Below are 14,475 nucleotides of genomic sequence, written 5' to 3'. Positions count from 1 at the left end.
TCACATGTTGGGATAATTCGGACCGCCGCCCCCCTCCGGCACGGTCCAGTTGATGTTCTGCGCCGGGTCCTTGATATCACAGGTTTTGCAGTGGACGCAGTTCTGGGCATTGATCTGGAAGCGCGGATTGTTGCCGCTGTCGTCGCGCAGCACCTCATACACGCCGGCCGGGCAATAGCGCTGCGCGGGCTCGTCATACATCGGCAAGTTCTTGGCGATCGGAATCGACGGGTCTCTGAGCTGCAGATGGATCGGCTGGTCTTCCTCATGGTTGGTGTTCGACAGGAACACCGAAGACAGCTTGTCGAAGCTGATCTTGCCATCCGGCTTGGGGTAGGCGATAGGCTGACAGTCCCTGGCCAGCTTCAAGGTCTCGTGATCGGCCTTGGCATGCGGTGTGGTCCAGGGCACCAGGAAGCCCAGGCCAAGATCGTTCAGCCACATATGGATGCCGCCCAGCAGCGTGCCGATCCACATGCCGTGTTTCAGCGACGGCTTGACGTTGCGCACCTTCCACAGGTCCTTGAACGACCATGAGGCCTTGAAAGCTTCGGGGTAAGCCGCCAGTTCGTCGCCGCCGGTGGCGCCGCCCTTCAGGGCCTCGAACGCAGCTTCAGCGGCCAGCATGCCGGTCTTCATCGCATTGTGGCTGCCCTTGATGCGCGGCAGGTTGACGAAACCGGCCGAGCAGCCGATCAGCGCGCCGCCCGGGAAAGTCAGCTTCGGAATCGACTGCAGGCCACCTTCGTTGATGGCGCGCGCGCCATAGGAGATGCGTTTGCCGCCCTCGAAGAAATCGCGCACGGACGGATGCGTCTTGAAGCGCTGGAATTCGTCGAAGGGCGAGAGATAGGGATTCTCGTAGCTCAGATGGATCACGAAGCCGACCGCCACCTGGTTGTCTTCCAGGTGATACATGAAGCTGCCGCCACCGGTGGCGCTGTCGAGCGGCCAGCCCTGCGTATGGACGACGAGACCGGGCTTATGCTTGGCCGGATCGATCTGCCACAGTTCCTTGATGCCGATGCCGAACTTCTGCGGGCTGACGCCGTCGCGCAGGTTGAACTTCTTCTGCAGTTCCTTGGCTAGCGAACCGCGCACGCCTTCACCGATCAGCGTGTACTTGCCGCGCAGTTCGACGCCGGGCGTATAGCCGGATTTCTTTTCGCCGTTGCGACCGATGCCCATGTCGCCGGTGGCAACACCGACGACTTCACCCTTTTCGCCATACAGCACTTCGGCGGCGGCGAAGCCGGGGAAGATCTCCACGCCCAGTTCTTCGGCTTGGGCAGCGAGCCAGCGGCAGACATTTCCGAGCGAGACGATGTAGTTGCCGTGATTGTTCATCAGCGGCGGCAGCATGAAATTCGGGACCGGGATATGATTCGCTTCGGTCAGGATCATGAAACGGTCATCGGTCACCGGCGTGTTCAGCGGCGCGCCCTTGGCCTTCCAGTCCGGGATCAGTTCGTTCAGGGCGATCGGGTCGATCACCGCACCAGACAGGATGTGGGCCCCGATCTCGGAGCCTTTTTCGATCACGCAAACAGAAATCTCGTGGTTTTGCTCGGCAGCAAGCTGCTTCAGGCGGATCGCGGCGGACAGGCCGGACGGGCCTGCACCGACGATCACCACGTCATATTCCATCGATTCGCGTTCCGACACGGGGCACCTCAGATATTGCTGGTTTTTTTATTTGGGAACGTCAGGGCCGGTCAGCTTGACGCTCCCTGCCTGCTTACCAGACTATAGGGGGCAAGCCAATCGGCGGGACCCGCAACAGCCCTTATGAACGCCACGGAAACCTCTGATTTTCCTCCCTCTCTGCTCGACATCGCCTTGTTCTATACCGAGGCGGGGGTGGATGAGGCCATTGGCGAGCAGCCGGTCGACCGGACCGTTGCGCCACCGCCCAAACCTGTAGCCAAACAGCAGCCAGCCGTAGCAGTTCCGGCTGCCGTAGCGGCAGCTCTGGGGGCAGCCGCGCAGCCATCCCCTCCACAGGTGACGCTGGGGAGCGGCGTGCAGGCCGCCCTGGCCGCCCGCGCGCCACAGCCGGTCAGCCTGACAGCCCAGGCCGCCGAAACCGCCGCCACCAGCGCGGCCCGTGCCTGCGACAGCATTGCGGAACTCGAAGCCGCCATCCGCGCCTTCGAAGGCTGCGGGCTGAAAGCCACCGCCACCAACACGGTGATCGCGCGCGGCAACCCGCAGGCCAGACTGATGATCGTGGGCGAGGCGCCGGGCCGTGACGAGGATGCGCAGGGGCTGCCATTCGTGGGCGAGAGCGGACAGTTGCTCGACAAGATGCTCAAGGCCATCGGCCGTGACGAGAGCAATGTCTACATTTCCAACATGCTGTTCTGGCGGCCGCCGGGCAATCGCGATCCCTCGACCGAAGAGATTGTCGCCTGCCGCCCGTTCATCGAGCGGCTGATCGAGCTGGTGCAGCCGAAGGTGCTGGTCTGCACCGGCAAGTTCTCGACCGCCACACTGCTCGGCACCACGCAGGGCATCACCCGCGTGCGCGGCCGCTGGCATGACTATACGCGCGGCGATGTCACTGTCCCTGCCATGCCGATGCTGCATCCCGCCTATCTGCTGCGCCAGCCGGGTGTGAAGCGCGAAGCCTGGCGCGACATGCTGGAGCTTGCTGCCAAGCTGGACGAACTGGGCGTCTGATGCCCGCGAAATTTTTTTACGGCTGGGTAGTGGTGGCGGCTGCCTTCCTGACGATGTTCACCTGCTTCGGCGCGGCCTACAGCTTCCCGGCCTTTTTCGAACCGCTCAGCCGTGAATTCGGCGCGACGCGCGGCACGGTCTCGCTGGTATTCTCTGCCGCCGGCTTCCTGTATTTCGCACTGGGCGCGATCAGCGGCCGGCTGGCCGATCGCATCGGACCACAGCCCGTTGTCGGTTTCGGTCTGGCCTGTGTCGCTGCCGGCATGTTCGCCACCAGCTTCGCCGACAGCCTGACGGCGATCATCATCTTCTACGGCGTCGGCATTGGCATTGGCGTCGGTTTCGCCTATGTGCCGGCGATCGGCACGGTGCAGCGCTGGTTCGTCGCCAAGCGCGGCCAGGCCTCGGGCTGGGCGGTGGCGGGTATCGGCATCGGCACCATGGCTGCACCGCCGGCGGCCGCTTATGCCATCGAAGTGTTTGGCTGGCGCGGCGCTTACATCGCTTTCGGTTTCGCCACGCTGGTGCTGGGCGTTCTGGCCACGCTGCTGCTGCGGGCCTCGCCGGCCAGCATGGGATTGCAGCCCGATGGCGCTGCTGCTCCGGTCAACACGGCACCGACCGCGCCTGCCGGGCTTGAGCTTGGTCAGGTGTTGCGGCATCGGGTGTTCTGGCTTCTATACCTTGCCTGCGCGCTCAACTGCATTGGCACCTTCGTGCCCTTCGTGCATCTCGCACCCTATGCCACCGATCAGGGCCTGAGCCGCATCGAAGGCGTCTGGCTGGTCGGCCTGATCGGCGTCGGCAGCACGCTCGGTCGCTTCGTGCTCGGCGGTCTCGCCGACCGCATCGGTCGCGACCGCAGCCTGGCGCTGATTATGCTGCTGAACGGCGCGGCGCTGGCCTACTGGAGCGTGGCGCAGGGCTTTACCGCGCTCGCCATTTTCGCGCTGGTCTTCGGCCTGTTCTATGGCGGCTTCGTCGCTTTGGTGCCGGCCTTCACTGCGGATCTCTTCGGTCTGCGCGCGATGTCGGCCGTGCTCGGCGTGCTCTACACATCAGTGGCCTTCGGCACGCTGCTGGGGCCCACGCTGGCCGGCTGGGTTTTCGATACGACCGGCAGCTACACCTGGCCGATCCTGATCTGCACCGCCGGCTGCGTGGTATCGGCGCTGATGGTGTGGAAATTACCTCGCGTCTAAGTCCTTGAAAAACCACAATCGCGACTCTCGGTTGCGGCAAGTTTAGTTGTGCCTGCAGCGCATCTGCGCTATGCGAGGCAGCGATGAAAAACGGGGCGGGGAAGAATAGGCATCTGCGGGGGCTCGTCCTCTTTGCGGGGCTTCTGTTGGCTGCGGCGGTTCCGGCTGCGGCGCAGACCGATCTGCCATCTGTGCTGCGCGCCGACGATATCGCCCGCTACGAACGCATCTTTGAATATCAGGCCGATCAGGACTGGGCGAAAGCCGATCGCGAGATCGCGAAGCTTTCCGACAAGCTGCTACTCGGCCATGTGCTGCAGCAGCGCTATCTGCATCCCACCGCCTACAACAGTTCGTATCCCGAACTGCTCGCCTGGCTGAAGCAGTATCGCGACCATCCGGGCGCCGAGGAGGTCTACGGCATCGCAATGCGCAAGAAGCCGCGCAAGGACAAGGCGCCGCCGGCGCCGATCGGCGTTGAAGTGGGTGACTATGACGGCGATCCCGGCCTTGTCGCCACCACGCGCCGCCGGACGCAGCCGCGTGACCGCGATCCCGCCTATGCGCGCGAGATCAGCCAGGCCGCCGGTCAGTACGCCGCGCTGCTGAAGCGTGAGCGGCTCGGCGAGGCTGAAGCGTTTCTGAACAGGCCCGATATCCGCAGCAAGGTGAGTGCGTCCGAATACGATGAGTGGCGCAAACGGCTGGCCTGGCTGCATGTGCTGGAAGGCAACGACGAAAAGGCGCTGGTGCTGGCGGCGCCCGCAGCCCAGCGTTCGCGTGCCCGTGTGGCTGATACCGACTGGATCGCCGGTCTGGCAGCCTGGCGTCTCGGCCGCTACGACAACGCGGCACATCATTTCGAGAATCTCGCTTTCTCCAAGAACGCGACGGCTTGGGACCGTTCGGCCGGGGCCTGGTGGGGCGCACGCGTGATGCTGCGCCTGCGCCAGCCGTCAGAGGCGATCCGCCTGCTCGAAGTCGGCGCCAAGGAAGAACGCACGTTCTATGGCCAGCTCAGCCTGTCGCAGCTTGGCACCGACCAGCCCTTTGCCTGGACGCCGCCGCCGTTGTCGGCCGATGAAATCCGCCGACTGAAAGACATTCCCGCCATCCGCCGCGCGCTGGCGCTGTCGGAGGTAGGCGAGGCTGTGCCGGCCGACCGCGAGGTGACGCGGCTGTTCGCCCAGGCGAGCGATGATCTGGCCTCGGCGCTGCTCGGCCTCGTCAGCCGCATGCAGGCGCCGGCCTCCACCATGCGTATCGCCATCGCCTGGTACAACGTGAAGGGCGAGAGCCACGATCACGCGCTGTATCCGCTGCCGCCCTGGGAACCGGAAGGCGGTTTCAGCGTGGACCGCGCGCTGGTCTTCGCCTTCATGCGGCAGGAAAGTGCTTTCAACGCGCGTGCCATGAGCACGGCCGGCGCGACCGGCTTGATGCAGCTGATGCCGCGCACGGCGGGTGCGGTGGCGGGTGACAGCAGCCTGCGGCACAAGAAGGGCCGGCATAAGCTGTTCGCGCCGGAATACAATATCGAGCTGGGCCAGCGCTATCTGCAGCATCTGCTGGAAATGCCGATGATCCGCGGCAACCTGTTCCACCTGGCCGCTGCCTATAACGGCGGCCCCGGCAACCTGCAGAAATGGATCCGCGCCAATCCCGATGTGGCGGCGAACGATCCGTTCCTGTTCATCGAGACGATTCCGCTTAGTGAGACGCGGATTTTCGTGCAGCGCGTGCTGACCAATTACTGGATCTACCGTTCGCGTATTGGCCAGAGCGATAATTCTCTGGCGGCCGCCATGACCGGCGAATGGCCGCTCTATCGCGGGCTGGATCGGGGCGACCAGCGCGCGGATAAAAAGAACTGAACGCCTAGCCGTGCGGCGCCCCTCATCCTAACTTAAATGCGTCTCAGTCCCGGGAGCCGCCATGACCGATCTCCAATCCTTCATCGATACCGAGGGTAAGCGCCTGTTCGTGCCGGTGCGCATCGCCGTGCTGACCGTATCGGACACGCGCAGCTTCGACGACGACAAATCCGGCAATACGCTGGCCGAGCGGCTGACCGAGGCCGGGCATCAGCTGGCGGCGCGCGCCATCGTGAAAGACGACGTCGAAGAGATCCAGGGCCAGCTCAACGACTGGATCGACGACGAAACGGTGGATGTGATCCTGGCCACCGGTGGCACCGGCGTCACCGGTCGCGACGTGACGCCGGAAGCCTTCGAGGGCATCTACGAGAAAAGCATCCCCGGCTTTGGCGAGCTGTTCCGCATGCTCAGTTACCAGAAGATCGGCACCTCCACGATCCAGTCGCGCGCCACCGCCGGCGTCACGCGTGGGACGTATCTTTTTGCGCTGCCCGGCTCGCCCGGCGCCTGCCGCGATGCCTGGGACATGATCCTGAAAGACCAGCTCGACTACCGGCACAAGCCGTGCAATTTCGTCGAGCTGTTTCCGCGTCTGCGCGAACATGAGCGGCGCGGCGGCGGCCAGTAAGCCATCCTGTAGAACTGGCTCCATCGGATTTGCCGGAACTGGTGCTTACCCTGGGGCCGGCACCGGGGTAATCGGATTACAGTTGATCCGAAGGAATCCCGCCTCCATGTCCGATATCGTTATTCGTCCGGTTGCCGCCTCTGAACGCGCGCAATGGGAGCCGCTCTGGCTCGGCTATCTCGCCTTCTACGAAAAGTCCGTGCCCGGGGCCGTCACCGATTTCACCTGGGCGCGCCTAAACGATCCGAAAGATGCAATCGAGGGGCTGATGGCCTGGGAAGGCGAGCGTGCGCTGGGCCTGGTGCAATACCTGCTGCACGCTTCCACCTGGAATATGGGCGGCAATGTCTATCTGCAGGACCTGTTCGTGGTGCCGGAGGCGCGTGGCAAACGCATCGGCCGCCGCCTGATCGCGGCCGTCACCGAGGCCTCGAGGGCGAAGGGTGCCGCCGTGCTCTACTGGCAGACCGAGGAGTTCAACGGCACAGCTCGACGGCTCTATGAGCGGGTCGCCAAGCGCGCTCCTTTCGTCCGCTACAACGTCGAACTTTGACCATCCGAGCCGCCGAACGTATACTTCGGTCATCACTCGGGGAGAATTGAAACAATGACTGTTACCAGATCCTTGATGATTTGCGCTGTTTTGCTGGTTATGGGCGGCTGCGCCAACAGCAACGCCTCGCTGAATGGCAGCGGCAGTGAAAATGGCGGCTCGGGCGGCGGCCGCGTCGGTTCGATGTTCCGCTTTTAAAAACACCGCTCACCCTGGTTCTTGAAATGTTCTCATGGTCGCGCTATTGTTGTGGCCATGGCGAAATTCACGGATCGAGCGGTTTCCACGGCGGCTGACCATGCGCATCCCGACGCCCGGCGCGGGCGCGGGGCGGTGTCTGCCGTGCGCAGCCGTTACGACACTGAAACCCGGCAACGCGAGGATGACGGCTGGGACAATCTGGAAACCGCCGATCCGCTGCGCACCACGCTGCATCTCGACAGCAGCCGCAGCATCATCGCCTGGAACAAGTCGCCCGACATTCCCTTCGATCGTTCGATCAATCCCTATCGCGGCTGCGAGCATGGCTGCATCTACTGTTTCGCACGTCCGAGCCATGCCTATCTCGGCTATTCACCCGGGCTGGATTTCGAAACGCAGATCGTGATCAAACCCGATGCCGCAGCCCTGCTGCGCAAGGAACTGGCGAAAAGCGGTTATCGCGTCGCCACCATGTCGATGGGCACCAACACCGATCCGTATCAGCCGGTGGAGCGCGACCAGAAGATCACGCGCTCGATCCTGCAGGTGCTGCTGGAAACCCGCCATCCGCTCGGCATCGTCACCAAGAACCATTTAGTCACGCGGGATATCGACATCCTGTCCGAAATGGCCAAACTGGATCTGGTGAAGGTGTACCTGTCGCTCACCACGCTGGACCGGCAGCTTGCGCGAAAAATGGAGCCCCGGGCCTCGACGCCGCCCAAGCGTCTGGAAGCCATTCGCCTGCTCAACGAGGCCGGCATTCCGGCCGGCGTGATGACGGCGCCGATGATTCCGGCGATCAACGACATGGAGCTGGAAAACCTGCTGGAAGCCGCATGGCAGGCGGGTGCGCGCGAAGCCGGCTGGGTCTTGCTGCGCCTGCCGTACGAGCTGAAGGAGCTGTGGCGCGAATGGCTGCAGGAGCATTATCCTGATCGCGCCTCCAAGGTGATGAAGCTGGTGCAGGAGTCGCGCGGCGGAAAGGATTACGTGGCCGATTTCGGCGGACGCATGCGTGGCGAGGGCGCCTATGCCGACCTGATCGCGCAGCGTTTCGGCAAGGCGATCAAACGCATCGGCTTTAACGAGCGGCGTCTGCGTCTGCGCAAGGACCTGTTCCGCGCACCACCGCTGGATGACCGGCAGGGGATGCTATTCTGATGGCGAAGAAATACCAGGTGCCGAAGAAGAACGACGTCCGCAAGCTGAAGCCGCGTGGACCGACCGACCGGCTGCGCGCCATCTGCCTGGCGCTGCCCGAGTCCGAGGAGCGCGAAACCTGGGACATCCCGACCTATCGGATCCGCGGCAAGATCTTCGCCCTGCAGAGCGCCATCGACGAACGCGACGCGGTCTGGTGCAAGGCGCAGGAGGGCAGCCAGGAACTGCTGGTGCAGGCCGATCCCGACCGTTTCTTCGTGCCGCCCTATCTGGGTCACAAGGGCTGGGTCGGCATGTGGCTGGATCGCAAGGCTGACTGGAAGGACGTGGCCGAACTGGTGCGTCGCAGCTACCGCCTGATCGCGCCGAAGAAGCTGGTAGCCCGACTCGACGCGGGGTGAGCCCGGCTGATTATTTTACAGCGCAACGGAACGCCGGCGGGTTTGCCGCGTTCGTCCGACAGCCAGTTCTGTCTGCCGGAGCCCTCCCATGGCCAAGGACGAATTCACTCCCTTCAGCCGCAGTCTCAATCCCTTCCGGGGCATCGAACGCAGCATCGACGCCATGTTCGACGACAATTTCGCCACGGGCGCCGCCGGCACGATGGCAGCCGTTCACCCGGTGGGCGAGGTTGGCCTCGACCAGATGCCGCCGCGCACCTTGTTCATGCGCGTGGTGCAGGTGGAATCAGGTCGGCGCAAGGGTTGAAGATCCGGCCACTCAGGGCCGCATGAATTCATAGTCGCGGTCCACAAGATTCTCGATCGCGAATTGTAGTTCGGCACGAATGTCGTTTACCGGCCGACGGGTTTTCAGAATACGTATCGCCTCCGTAATCAGCGTGCTGGCAACCGTTTCTGGCGGTATGCCTGTCGTTAATGCCTCAGCCAAAACGGCTTCGACGTGGCGGTTCACGATTTCCCAGGTGCTCATAAGGATATCCAGCTTGTCGGGTGCTGGAGGATGGCATATCCGATGGCAAATTCATTGATGTGAGACAATCCCGTCAGGCATCTTTGCCGGCTGAAGCCGTCAGCACGTCCTGCACCATGTCGGGCAGCAGGGCGACATGCCTCAGCGCTGCCTTCAGCCGGTCGCGCTGCAGGTGGGTCAGGCTGGCCGGATCGATGCGGCTGCCTGGCTCGCGGCTGGCCTTCAGATCGGCAATCTGCTGACGCAGGATGATTTCCAGCAACAGGGCATGGGCTGTGGTCAGCCCGGTGATGTCGCTTTCGCCGATCAGCCCGGCCGCGCCGACGGCGCGCAGGCGCTCGGCCGTGCCGGTGGCGGGTGTGCCGAGTTTGAGCGCCATCAGGCGCGCGGCACTGACCAGCGGCAGCAGGCCGCCGCGTTTGAGGTCGACGCGGCCATCATCGTCGGTCTTCAACCGGCCGAAGAAATTCAGCGCAGGTTGTAACTGCGCGGTCTGTTCGGCCAGCAGGCGCAGGAAGACCGGCGAACTGCGTGCCGCGGCCAGCGCCTCGAAACGCAGGGCTTCGCCCAGGCGCAGTGCGCCATAGACCGGTTGCAGGTCGTAAAAAATATCGACATTGAGCAGCGCTTCGGGCGTATGACGGCCGATCCATTCGGTGACGCGACCGCGCCATTGACCCTGCGCGCCGCGCCAGGCGGTGTTCTTCGCCATCACGCCGCCCTTGCAGAAGGGCACGCCCGCAGCATCCAGCAGGGCATTGATGCGTTCGGCGATGCGGGCATACCAGCCATCGTCCTCGCTGCTGCCGGCATGAATGATGGCATTGTCCTGGTCGGGTTTGAGCAGGCTTTCGCCGCGCCCGCCGGAACCGAGGATCAGCATGCACCAGGGTGCGGGGGCCGGATCTCCGGCCCTGTCGAATTCCGCTTCGACGATGGCGGCGGCGCGCGCCGTGATATCGGCATAGATGCCGGAGATCACGGCGGCTACAGCAGGCGCATCCGGAGCTTCCGCCAGCAGGGTGGCGGCAAGCTGCGGCAGGGCGGCGCGGGCATGGCCAAGCTCGTCGGCCGTCTGCGCGATGTCCAGTTCGTCGGCAATCATCTGCGAGTCCTGCGCGCGCAGCCGCAGCAGCGTGCGGGCGGTCAGCATGCCGGTGAAGCGGCCGGCATTGTCGGTCACCGGCAGGTAGCGCAGGTTCAGCCGACGCATGCGGCCGATGGCGCGGAACAGGAAAGCACCTTCGTGGATGGCGACAATGCTGCGGGTCATCAGGTCGGCGGCGGTCAATTGCAGGGCGGCGGCGCCGTCGCGACCGAGCGCGCGGGTGACATCGCGCTCGGTCAGGATGCCGACATGCCGGTCGAAGCGGTCGCGCACCAGCAGCCCGCCATGAGCGCTGTCGCTCATATGGCGGGCGATTTCGGCCAGCGTGGCGTTGTCGGCGATGTCATTCACGGGTTTTCGCATCACCGCGCTGACGCGGCGGCGATAGGGTTCAAGATCGGGCAGGGCGGGTCCTGGTGTGATCATGGCGTCAGCGCGGCAGCAACAAGTCGAGTGCCCAGCCGGCGCGGTCCTGGCCATGCAGCAGATCGCGCTGGCGCTGCATCAGCCGTCGCGCATCACCCAGCGTAGCGATGCCGATCCGCCCGAGCGCCGGCAGCATCCGCTGCCAGATGCCAGCCGCGGCTTCGGCGTCGCCGGTGGCGGAATGGCGGCCTTCCAGCGACACGGCGAAGTCCTCGGCGATGCGCTCCAGCGTGATATGCGCGACGCGCGGCTTCAGCCCGGCATAGAGCAGGCCAATATCGAGTGCACCGGCCGGCGCATGGAAGGGCAGGCGATAGCGCGATGCCTCATGCTGCAGGAGGGCGATGTCAAAGCCGATATTGTGGCCCACCAGCACACGGCCCTGCCACGCATGCTGGATGCTGCCCCACAACAGGGCCAGCGCAGGTGCCGTGGCCACCATGCGATCGTCGATGCCATGGATCGCGGTGGAGGCTTTCGGGATACGGATACCGGGATGCAGCAGCAGGTCGAGCGCCGGTGCGTCGTCGGCGCCGCCGCCGTGATAGGGCAGGCCGGCCATGGAGATGATGCGGTCGCGCATCACATCCAGACCGGTCGTTTCGGTATCGAACAGCAGGGCCGGCAACGTAGCGAGCGGTTCGTCGTCGGCCAGGGTGAAGGCCGGTGGCGACGGTGCGGCGCTGCGCAGCCGGGCCAGGATATGGCTGACGCTGCCGATCAGCGACCGCCGCATGCCGGCCTCACTGCGTCAGCGCCGCCACCAGCGCGTCGCGGCGGAAGCGTTTCAGCATCGAGGCATGCGCCGCCAGGATATGCAGGCTCAGATCGCCGGTAATCACCTCGCGGTCGTTGCGCTTCAGCCGGTCGGCAATCGGCACCAGTTCGTGAATCAGCGCCGCTGACCCGGTGATGAGCTTTTCCGGCGCCTGCGGCTCGGCCTCCCGCGTCTGGGAGAAGCGAATATTGAAAGCTTCAATACGGTCGGCCCAGGTCTGGCGATGCGCCGGCAACTCTTCGGTCAGGATGGTGACGTAGAGGGTAGCCAGCGAATCGGCCACGCGCCGGCGCGTCCCGGCATTCTCCGGTCGCAGCCAGCCCTCGACCATGATGACGATATCGCTCAGCGTGCTGGCATAGGCTTCCCAGCGGCAATTCTCCTGGGCCTCCCGGAAAGCGGGTTCAGTCAGCAACTTCTCGTAGTCCAGCATGGTCTTGACCCGGCAATAGCCGATCACGGTCTTCTGGGTCAGATAGCTGGCTTCCCCGGCAACGAAGGCCCGCAGATCACTGCGAGTCGAAACCGAAGGTGGAAAGAAATACTCTTTGATGCGATGCAGCAAAACGCCCCCCTGATGCATAATCCGCGTAAACAAACCCTTATAAGGATTTAGCCTTTGGTCTAATGGGTCCCCAGAAAACGCCGCCCGTATACTGCCTGAAGCCGGTTCGTGCGTAAAAACCGCGTCGCCGGACGTAACGATATCATAAACAACAAGGGGCAGGAGCGCTTCATGTCAGACCTAACTCCGGAAAAGGCTAAGGCCTATTGGGCCAGAACATCCAGCCTCATGTGGACGATGCTGGGCATCTGGTTCTTCTTCGGTTTCGTGGTGCATTTCTTCGCACCGCAGCTGAACAATATCCGCATCATCGGTTTTCCGCTCGGCTTCTACATGGCCGCTCAGGGTTCGCTGATCGCCTTCGTCGTATCGCTCTTCTGGTTCGCTTCGAAACAGAACAGCATCGATGAAGAGTTCGGCGTCGCCGAAGACGAATAAAGAGGGGGAACGCCACCATGGCAAACAATAGTGAAAGCGGCGGGGGTTTTATTAACAACCTCGGCAAGATTTACGGAATTTACACGGGCGGCTTTGCCGCTTTCGTGATTTTCCTCGCCATCCTTGAACAGATGGGCGTCTCCAACCAGGTCATCGGCTACCTGTTCGTGTTCCTGACCATCGGTGTCTACGCGCTGATCGGCGTGATCTCGCGCACGGCGGAAATGGGCGAATACTATGTCGCCGGCCGCAAGGTGCCTGCCTTCTACAACGGCATGGCCACCGGTTCCGACTGGATGTCGGCAGCGTCGTTCATCGGCATGGCCGGTTCGCTCTACCTGCTCGGCTACGACGGTCTCGCCTTCGTGCTCGGCTGGACCGGCGGTTACCTGCTGGTGTCGATCCTGCTGGCGCCGTACCTGCGCAAGTTCGGCCAGTACACGGTGCCCGACTTCCTCGGCGCCCGTTACGGCGGCAACCTTGCCCGGTTTGCCGGCGTCATCGTGCTGATCTCGGCTTCGTTCACCTACGTGACGGCGCAGATCTTCGGCGTCGGCATCATCGCCTCGCGCTTCCTGGGTATCTCCTTCGAACTGGCGGTCTTCGTCGGTCTGGCGGGCATCCTGGTCTGCTCGATGCTGGGCGGTATGCGCGCGGTCACCTGGACCCAGGTGGCGCAGTACATCATCCTGATCATCGCCTACCTGATCCCGGTTGTGATCATGTCGGCCAAGGTGACGGGCGTTCCGATCCCGCAGCTGATGTATGGTCAGGCGCTGGAGAAGATCGCGGCGCTGGAGCCGGCCCTGGGGGTGGTGAAGGTACACACCTCCGCCTTTGCCGACGCCAAGGGCGTGATGAACTTCACGGACGGCATGAACTTCTTCGCGCTGATCCTGTGCTTGATGGTGGGTACGGCCGCTTTGCCGCACATCCTGATGCGCTACTTCACCACGCCCAGCGTGCGTGATGCCCGCAAGTCGGTGGCATGGAGCCTGCTCTTCATCTTCCTGCTCTACTTCACCGCGCCGTCCTATGCTGCCTTCGCCAAGCTGGAAGTGTACCAGAACGTGATCGGCCAGCAGATCACGGCCCTGCCGAGCTGGGTGCAGTCGTGGGGGGCGATCGGTCTGGTCGGCGCCTGCGATGCGGCCAACGCGGACACCATTTTCGCCCTCTGCAAGGGCGTGAAGGGTAACGCGGACGGCATCCTGCAACTGAGCGAGTTCCGTATCGCGGCGGATGCCATCGTGCTCGCCACGCCGGAAATCGCCGGTCTGCCTTATGTCATCGCGGGCCTGGTTGCGGCCGGCGGTCTGGCGGCAGCGCTCAGCACGGCCGATGGCCTGCTGCTCGCCATCGCCAACGCCCTCAGCCACGACGTCTACTACCGCATGATCGACCCGCATGCCGCGACGAAGAAGCGCCTGATCATCAGCCGTGTGCTGCTGATCATCGTGGCTATCGCCTCGGCCTATGTGGCATCGACGAAGCCTTCGACCATCCTTGCGATGGTGGCCTGGGCCTTCTCGATCGCTGCTTCGGGCCTGTTCCCGGCGCTGGTGATGGGTATCTGGTGGAAGCGGACCAGCAATACCGGCGCCGTTGCCGGTATGATCGCGGGTTACGGCGTCTGCGTGTACTACCTGGTGATGACCCAGTTCTATGGCATGCCGCTGTGGTTCGGGGTCAAGAACATCTCCTGTGGCCTGTTCGGTATTCCGGCGGCCTTCATCGTGACCTATGTCGTCAGTCTGATGACCGCGGCCCCGTCGAAGGAGATGCAGGACTTCATCGACAGCATCCGCGTGCCGAAGGGTGACGTGAAGCTGGCGAATGCCTCGGACGCCATCAGTCACTAAGTCGTGGCTTAACGGTAAGAGCGGCGGGGGCCATTGGCCCCCGCCGTTTTCTTTTGTA

At 63.6% G+C, this 14,475-nt stretch carries 16 protein-coding genes; 11 read left to right on the top strand and 5 right to left on the bottom strand.

From position 1 onward, the window contains the following. The gene (locus tag FNB15_RS20620; protein WP_144258858.1) at positions 1 to 1,647 is read right to left on the bottom strand and encodes an electron transfer flavoprotein-ubiquinone oxidoreductase; all 1,647 of its coding nucleotides are present in this window, start codon (positions 1,645 to 1,647) and stop codon (positions 1 to 3) included. A 141-nt stretch (positions 1,648 to 1,788) separates the two neighbouring features. On the opposite strand from FNB15_RS20620, the gene FNB15_RS20615 reads away from it, so the two are divergent. The 9 genes from FNB15_RS20615 (at position 1,789) to FNB15_RS20580 (ending at position 9,015) form a co-directional block, all read left to right on the top strand. Then, positions 1,789 to 2,682, top strand: a complete 894-nt coding sequence (locus FNB15_RS20615; RefSeq protein WP_144258519.1) for a uracil-DNA glycosylase — start codon at positions 1,789 to 1,791, stop codon at positions 2,680 to 2,682. Beyond that, the gene (locus FNB15_RS20610; RefSeq protein WP_144258518.1) at positions 2,682 to 3,884 is read left to right on the top strand and encodes an MFS transporter; all 1,203 of its coding nucleotides are present in this window, start codon (positions 2,682 to 2,684) and stop codon (positions 3,882 to 3,884) included. Before FNB15_RS20615 ends, FNB15_RS20610 begins: the two co-directional genes overlap by 1 nt. A gap of 146 nt (positions 3,885 to 4,030) precedes the next feature. Further along, a complete protein-coding gene (locus FNB15_RS20605) occupies positions 4,031 to 5,758 on the top strand; it encodes a lytic transglycosylase domain-containing protein (RefSeq protein ID WP_185973643.1) in 1,728 nt (575 codons plus the stop codon). A gap of 61 nt (positions 5,759 to 5,819) precedes the next feature. Then, the gene (moaB, locus tag FNB15_RS20600) at positions 5,820 to 6,389 is read left to right on the top strand and encodes a molybdenum cofactor biosynthesis protein B (protein WP_144258516.1); all 570 of its coding nucleotides are present in this window, start codon (positions 5,820 to 5,822) and stop codon (positions 6,387 to 6,389) included. Positions 6,390 to 6,495: 106 nt separating this feature from the next. Further along, complete coding sequence (locus FNB15_RS20595; RefSeq protein ID WP_144258515.1) at positions 6,496 to 6,942, top strand: GNAT family N-acetyltransferase; 447 nt, start codon at positions 6,496 to 6,498, stop codon at positions 6,940 to 6,942. Between the two features lie 75 nt (positions 6,943 to 7,017). Then, entirely contained in the window at positions 7,018 to 7,140 is a 123-nt protein-coding gene (locus FNB15_RS21490; protein ID WP_281287789.1) for a hypothetical protein, read from the top strand. 57 nt (positions 7,141 to 7,197) lie between these two features. Then, complete coding sequence (locus FNB15_RS20590) at positions 7,198 to 8,307, top strand: PA0069 family radical SAM protein (protein ID WP_144258514.1); 1,110 nt, start codon at positions 7,198 to 7,200, stop codon at positions 8,305 to 8,307. Then, positions 8,307 to 8,708, top strand: coding sequence for an MmcQ/YjbR family DNA-binding protein (locus tag FNB15_RS20585; RefSeq protein WP_144258513.1), 402 nt, complete (start codon positions 8,307 to 8,309; stop codon positions 8,706 to 8,708). Before FNB15_RS20590 ends, FNB15_RS20585 begins: the two co-directional genes overlap by 1 nt. 88 nt (positions 8,709 to 8,796) lie before the next feature. Continuing rightward, entirely contained in the window at positions 8,797 to 9,015 is a 219-nt protein-coding gene (locus tag FNB15_RS20580) for a hypothetical protein (RefSeq protein WP_144258512.1), read from the top strand. A gap of 12 nt (positions 9,016 to 9,027) precedes the next feature. On the opposite strand, the gene FNB15_RS20575 is transcribed toward FNB15_RS20580, so the two are convergent. The 4 genes from FNB15_RS20575 to FNB15_RS20560 form a co-directional block, all read right to left on the bottom strand. Continuing rightward, complete coding sequence (locus tag FNB15_RS20575) at positions 9,028 to 9,240, bottom strand: hypothetical protein (RefSeq protein ID WP_144258511.1); 213 nt, start codon at positions 9,238 to 9,240, stop codon at positions 9,028 to 9,030. 73 nt (positions 9,241 to 9,313) lie between these two features. Then, complete coding sequence (locus tag FNB15_RS20570; protein ID WP_185973642.1) at positions 9,314 to 10,774, bottom strand: DUF294 nucleotidyltransferase-like domain-containing protein; 1,461 nt, start codon at positions 10,772 to 10,774, stop codon at positions 9,314 to 9,316. Positions 10,775 to 10,778: 4 nt separating this feature from the next. Beyond that, the gene (locus tag FNB15_RS20565; RefSeq protein WP_144258509.1) at positions 10,779 to 11,510 is read right to left on the bottom strand and encodes a 3'-5' exonuclease; all 732 of its coding nucleotides are present in this window, start codon (positions 11,508 to 11,510) and stop codon (positions 10,779 to 10,781) included. A 7-nt stretch (positions 11,511 to 11,517) separates the two neighbouring features. Next, positions 11,518 to 12,117 (bottom strand): hypothetical protein, encoded by a 600-nt coding sequence (locus tag FNB15_RS20560; RefSeq protein ID WP_144258508.1) that lies wholly within the window; start codon positions 12,115 to 12,117, stop codon positions 11,518 to 11,520. A gap of 171 nt (positions 12,118 to 12,288) precedes the next feature. Between FNB15_RS20560 and FNB15_RS20555 the strand changes: the two genes are divergently transcribed. Beyond that, positions 12,289 to 12,555 carry a DUF4212 domain-containing protein gene (locus FNB15_RS20555; RefSeq protein ID WP_144258507.1) on the top strand — a complete coding sequence of 89 codons (267 nt, stop codon included), beginning with the start codon at positions 12,289 to 12,291 and terminating at the stop codon, positions 12,553 to 12,555. 17 nt (positions 12,556 to 12,572) lie between these two features. Continuing rightward, positions 12,573 to 14,417: a sodium:solute symporter family protein gene (locus FNB15_RS20550; protein ID WP_144258506.1), complete on the top strand. Its 1,845-nt coding sequence runs from the start codon at positions 12,573 to 12,575 to the stop codon at positions 14,415 to 14,417. Positions 14,418 to 14,475 lie beyond the last annotated feature (58 nt).

Origin of the sequence: Ferrovibrio terrae (genome assembly GCF_007197755.1) — a bacterium.
Lineage (GTDB): Bacteria > Pseudomonadota > Alphaproteobacteria > Ferrovibrionales > Ferrovibrionaceae > Ferrovibrio > Ferrovibrio terrae.
This window is presented reverse-complemented; position numbering and strand designations above follow the sequence as displayed.

Bases quoted from the DNA above. Each gene is read 5' to 3' on its own strand.
- FNB15_RS20570 (WP_185973642.1), bottom strand. From the start codon at position 10,774: ATGATCACACCAGGACCCGCCCTGCCCGATCTTGAACCCTATCGCCGC.
- FNB15_RS20585 (WP_144258513.1), top strand. From the start codon at position 8,307: ATGGCGAAGAAATACCAGGTGCCGAAGAAGAACGACGTCCGCAAGCTG.
- FNB15_RS20615 (WP_144258519.1), top strand. From the start codon at position 1,789: ATGAACGCCACGGAAACCTCTGATTTTCCTCCCTCTCTGCTCGACATC.
- FNB15_RS20550 (WP_144258506.1), top strand. From the start codon at position 12,573: ATGGCAAACAATAGTGAAAGCGGCGGGGGTTTTATTAACAACCTCGGC.
- FNB15_RS21490 (WP_281287789.1), top strand. From the start codon at position 7,018: ATGATTTGCGCTGTTTTGCTGGTTATGGGCGGCTGCGCCAACAGCAAC.
- FNB15_RS20555 (WP_144258507.1), top strand. From the start codon at position 12,289: ATGTCAGACCTAACTCCGGAAAAGGCTAAGGCCTATTGGGCCAGAACA.
- moaB (WP_144258516.1), top strand. From the start codon at position 5,820: ATGACCGATCTCCAATCCTTCATCGATACCGAGGGTAAGCGCCTGTTC.
- FNB15_RS20565 (WP_144258509.1), bottom strand. From the start codon at position 11,510: ATGCGGCGGTCGCTGATCGGCAGCGTCAGCCATATCCTGGCCCGGCTG.
- FNB15_RS20620 (WP_144258858.1), bottom strand. From the start codon at position 1,647: ATGGAATATGACGTGGTGATCGTCGGTGCAGGCCCGTCCGGCCTGTCC.
- FNB15_RS20610 (WP_144258518.1), top strand. From the start codon at position 2,682: ATGCCCGCGAAATTTTTTTACGGCTGGGTAGTGGTGGCGGCTGCCTTC.
- FNB15_RS20575 (WP_144258511.1), bottom strand. From the start codon at position 9,240: ATGAGCACCTGGGAAATCGTGAACCGCCACGTCGAAGCCGTTTTGGCT.
- FNB15_RS20580 (WP_144258512.1), top strand. From the start codon at position 8,797: ATGGCCAAGGACGAATTCACTCCCTTCAGCCGCAGTCTCAATCCCTTC.
- FNB15_RS20590 (WP_144258514.1), top strand. From the start codon at position 7,198: ATGGCGAAATTCACGGATCGAGCGGTTTCCACGGCGGCTGACCATGCG.
- FNB15_RS20595 (WP_144258515.1), top strand. From the start codon at position 6,496: ATGTCCGATATCGTTATTCGTCCGGTTGCCGCCTCTGAACGCGCGCAA.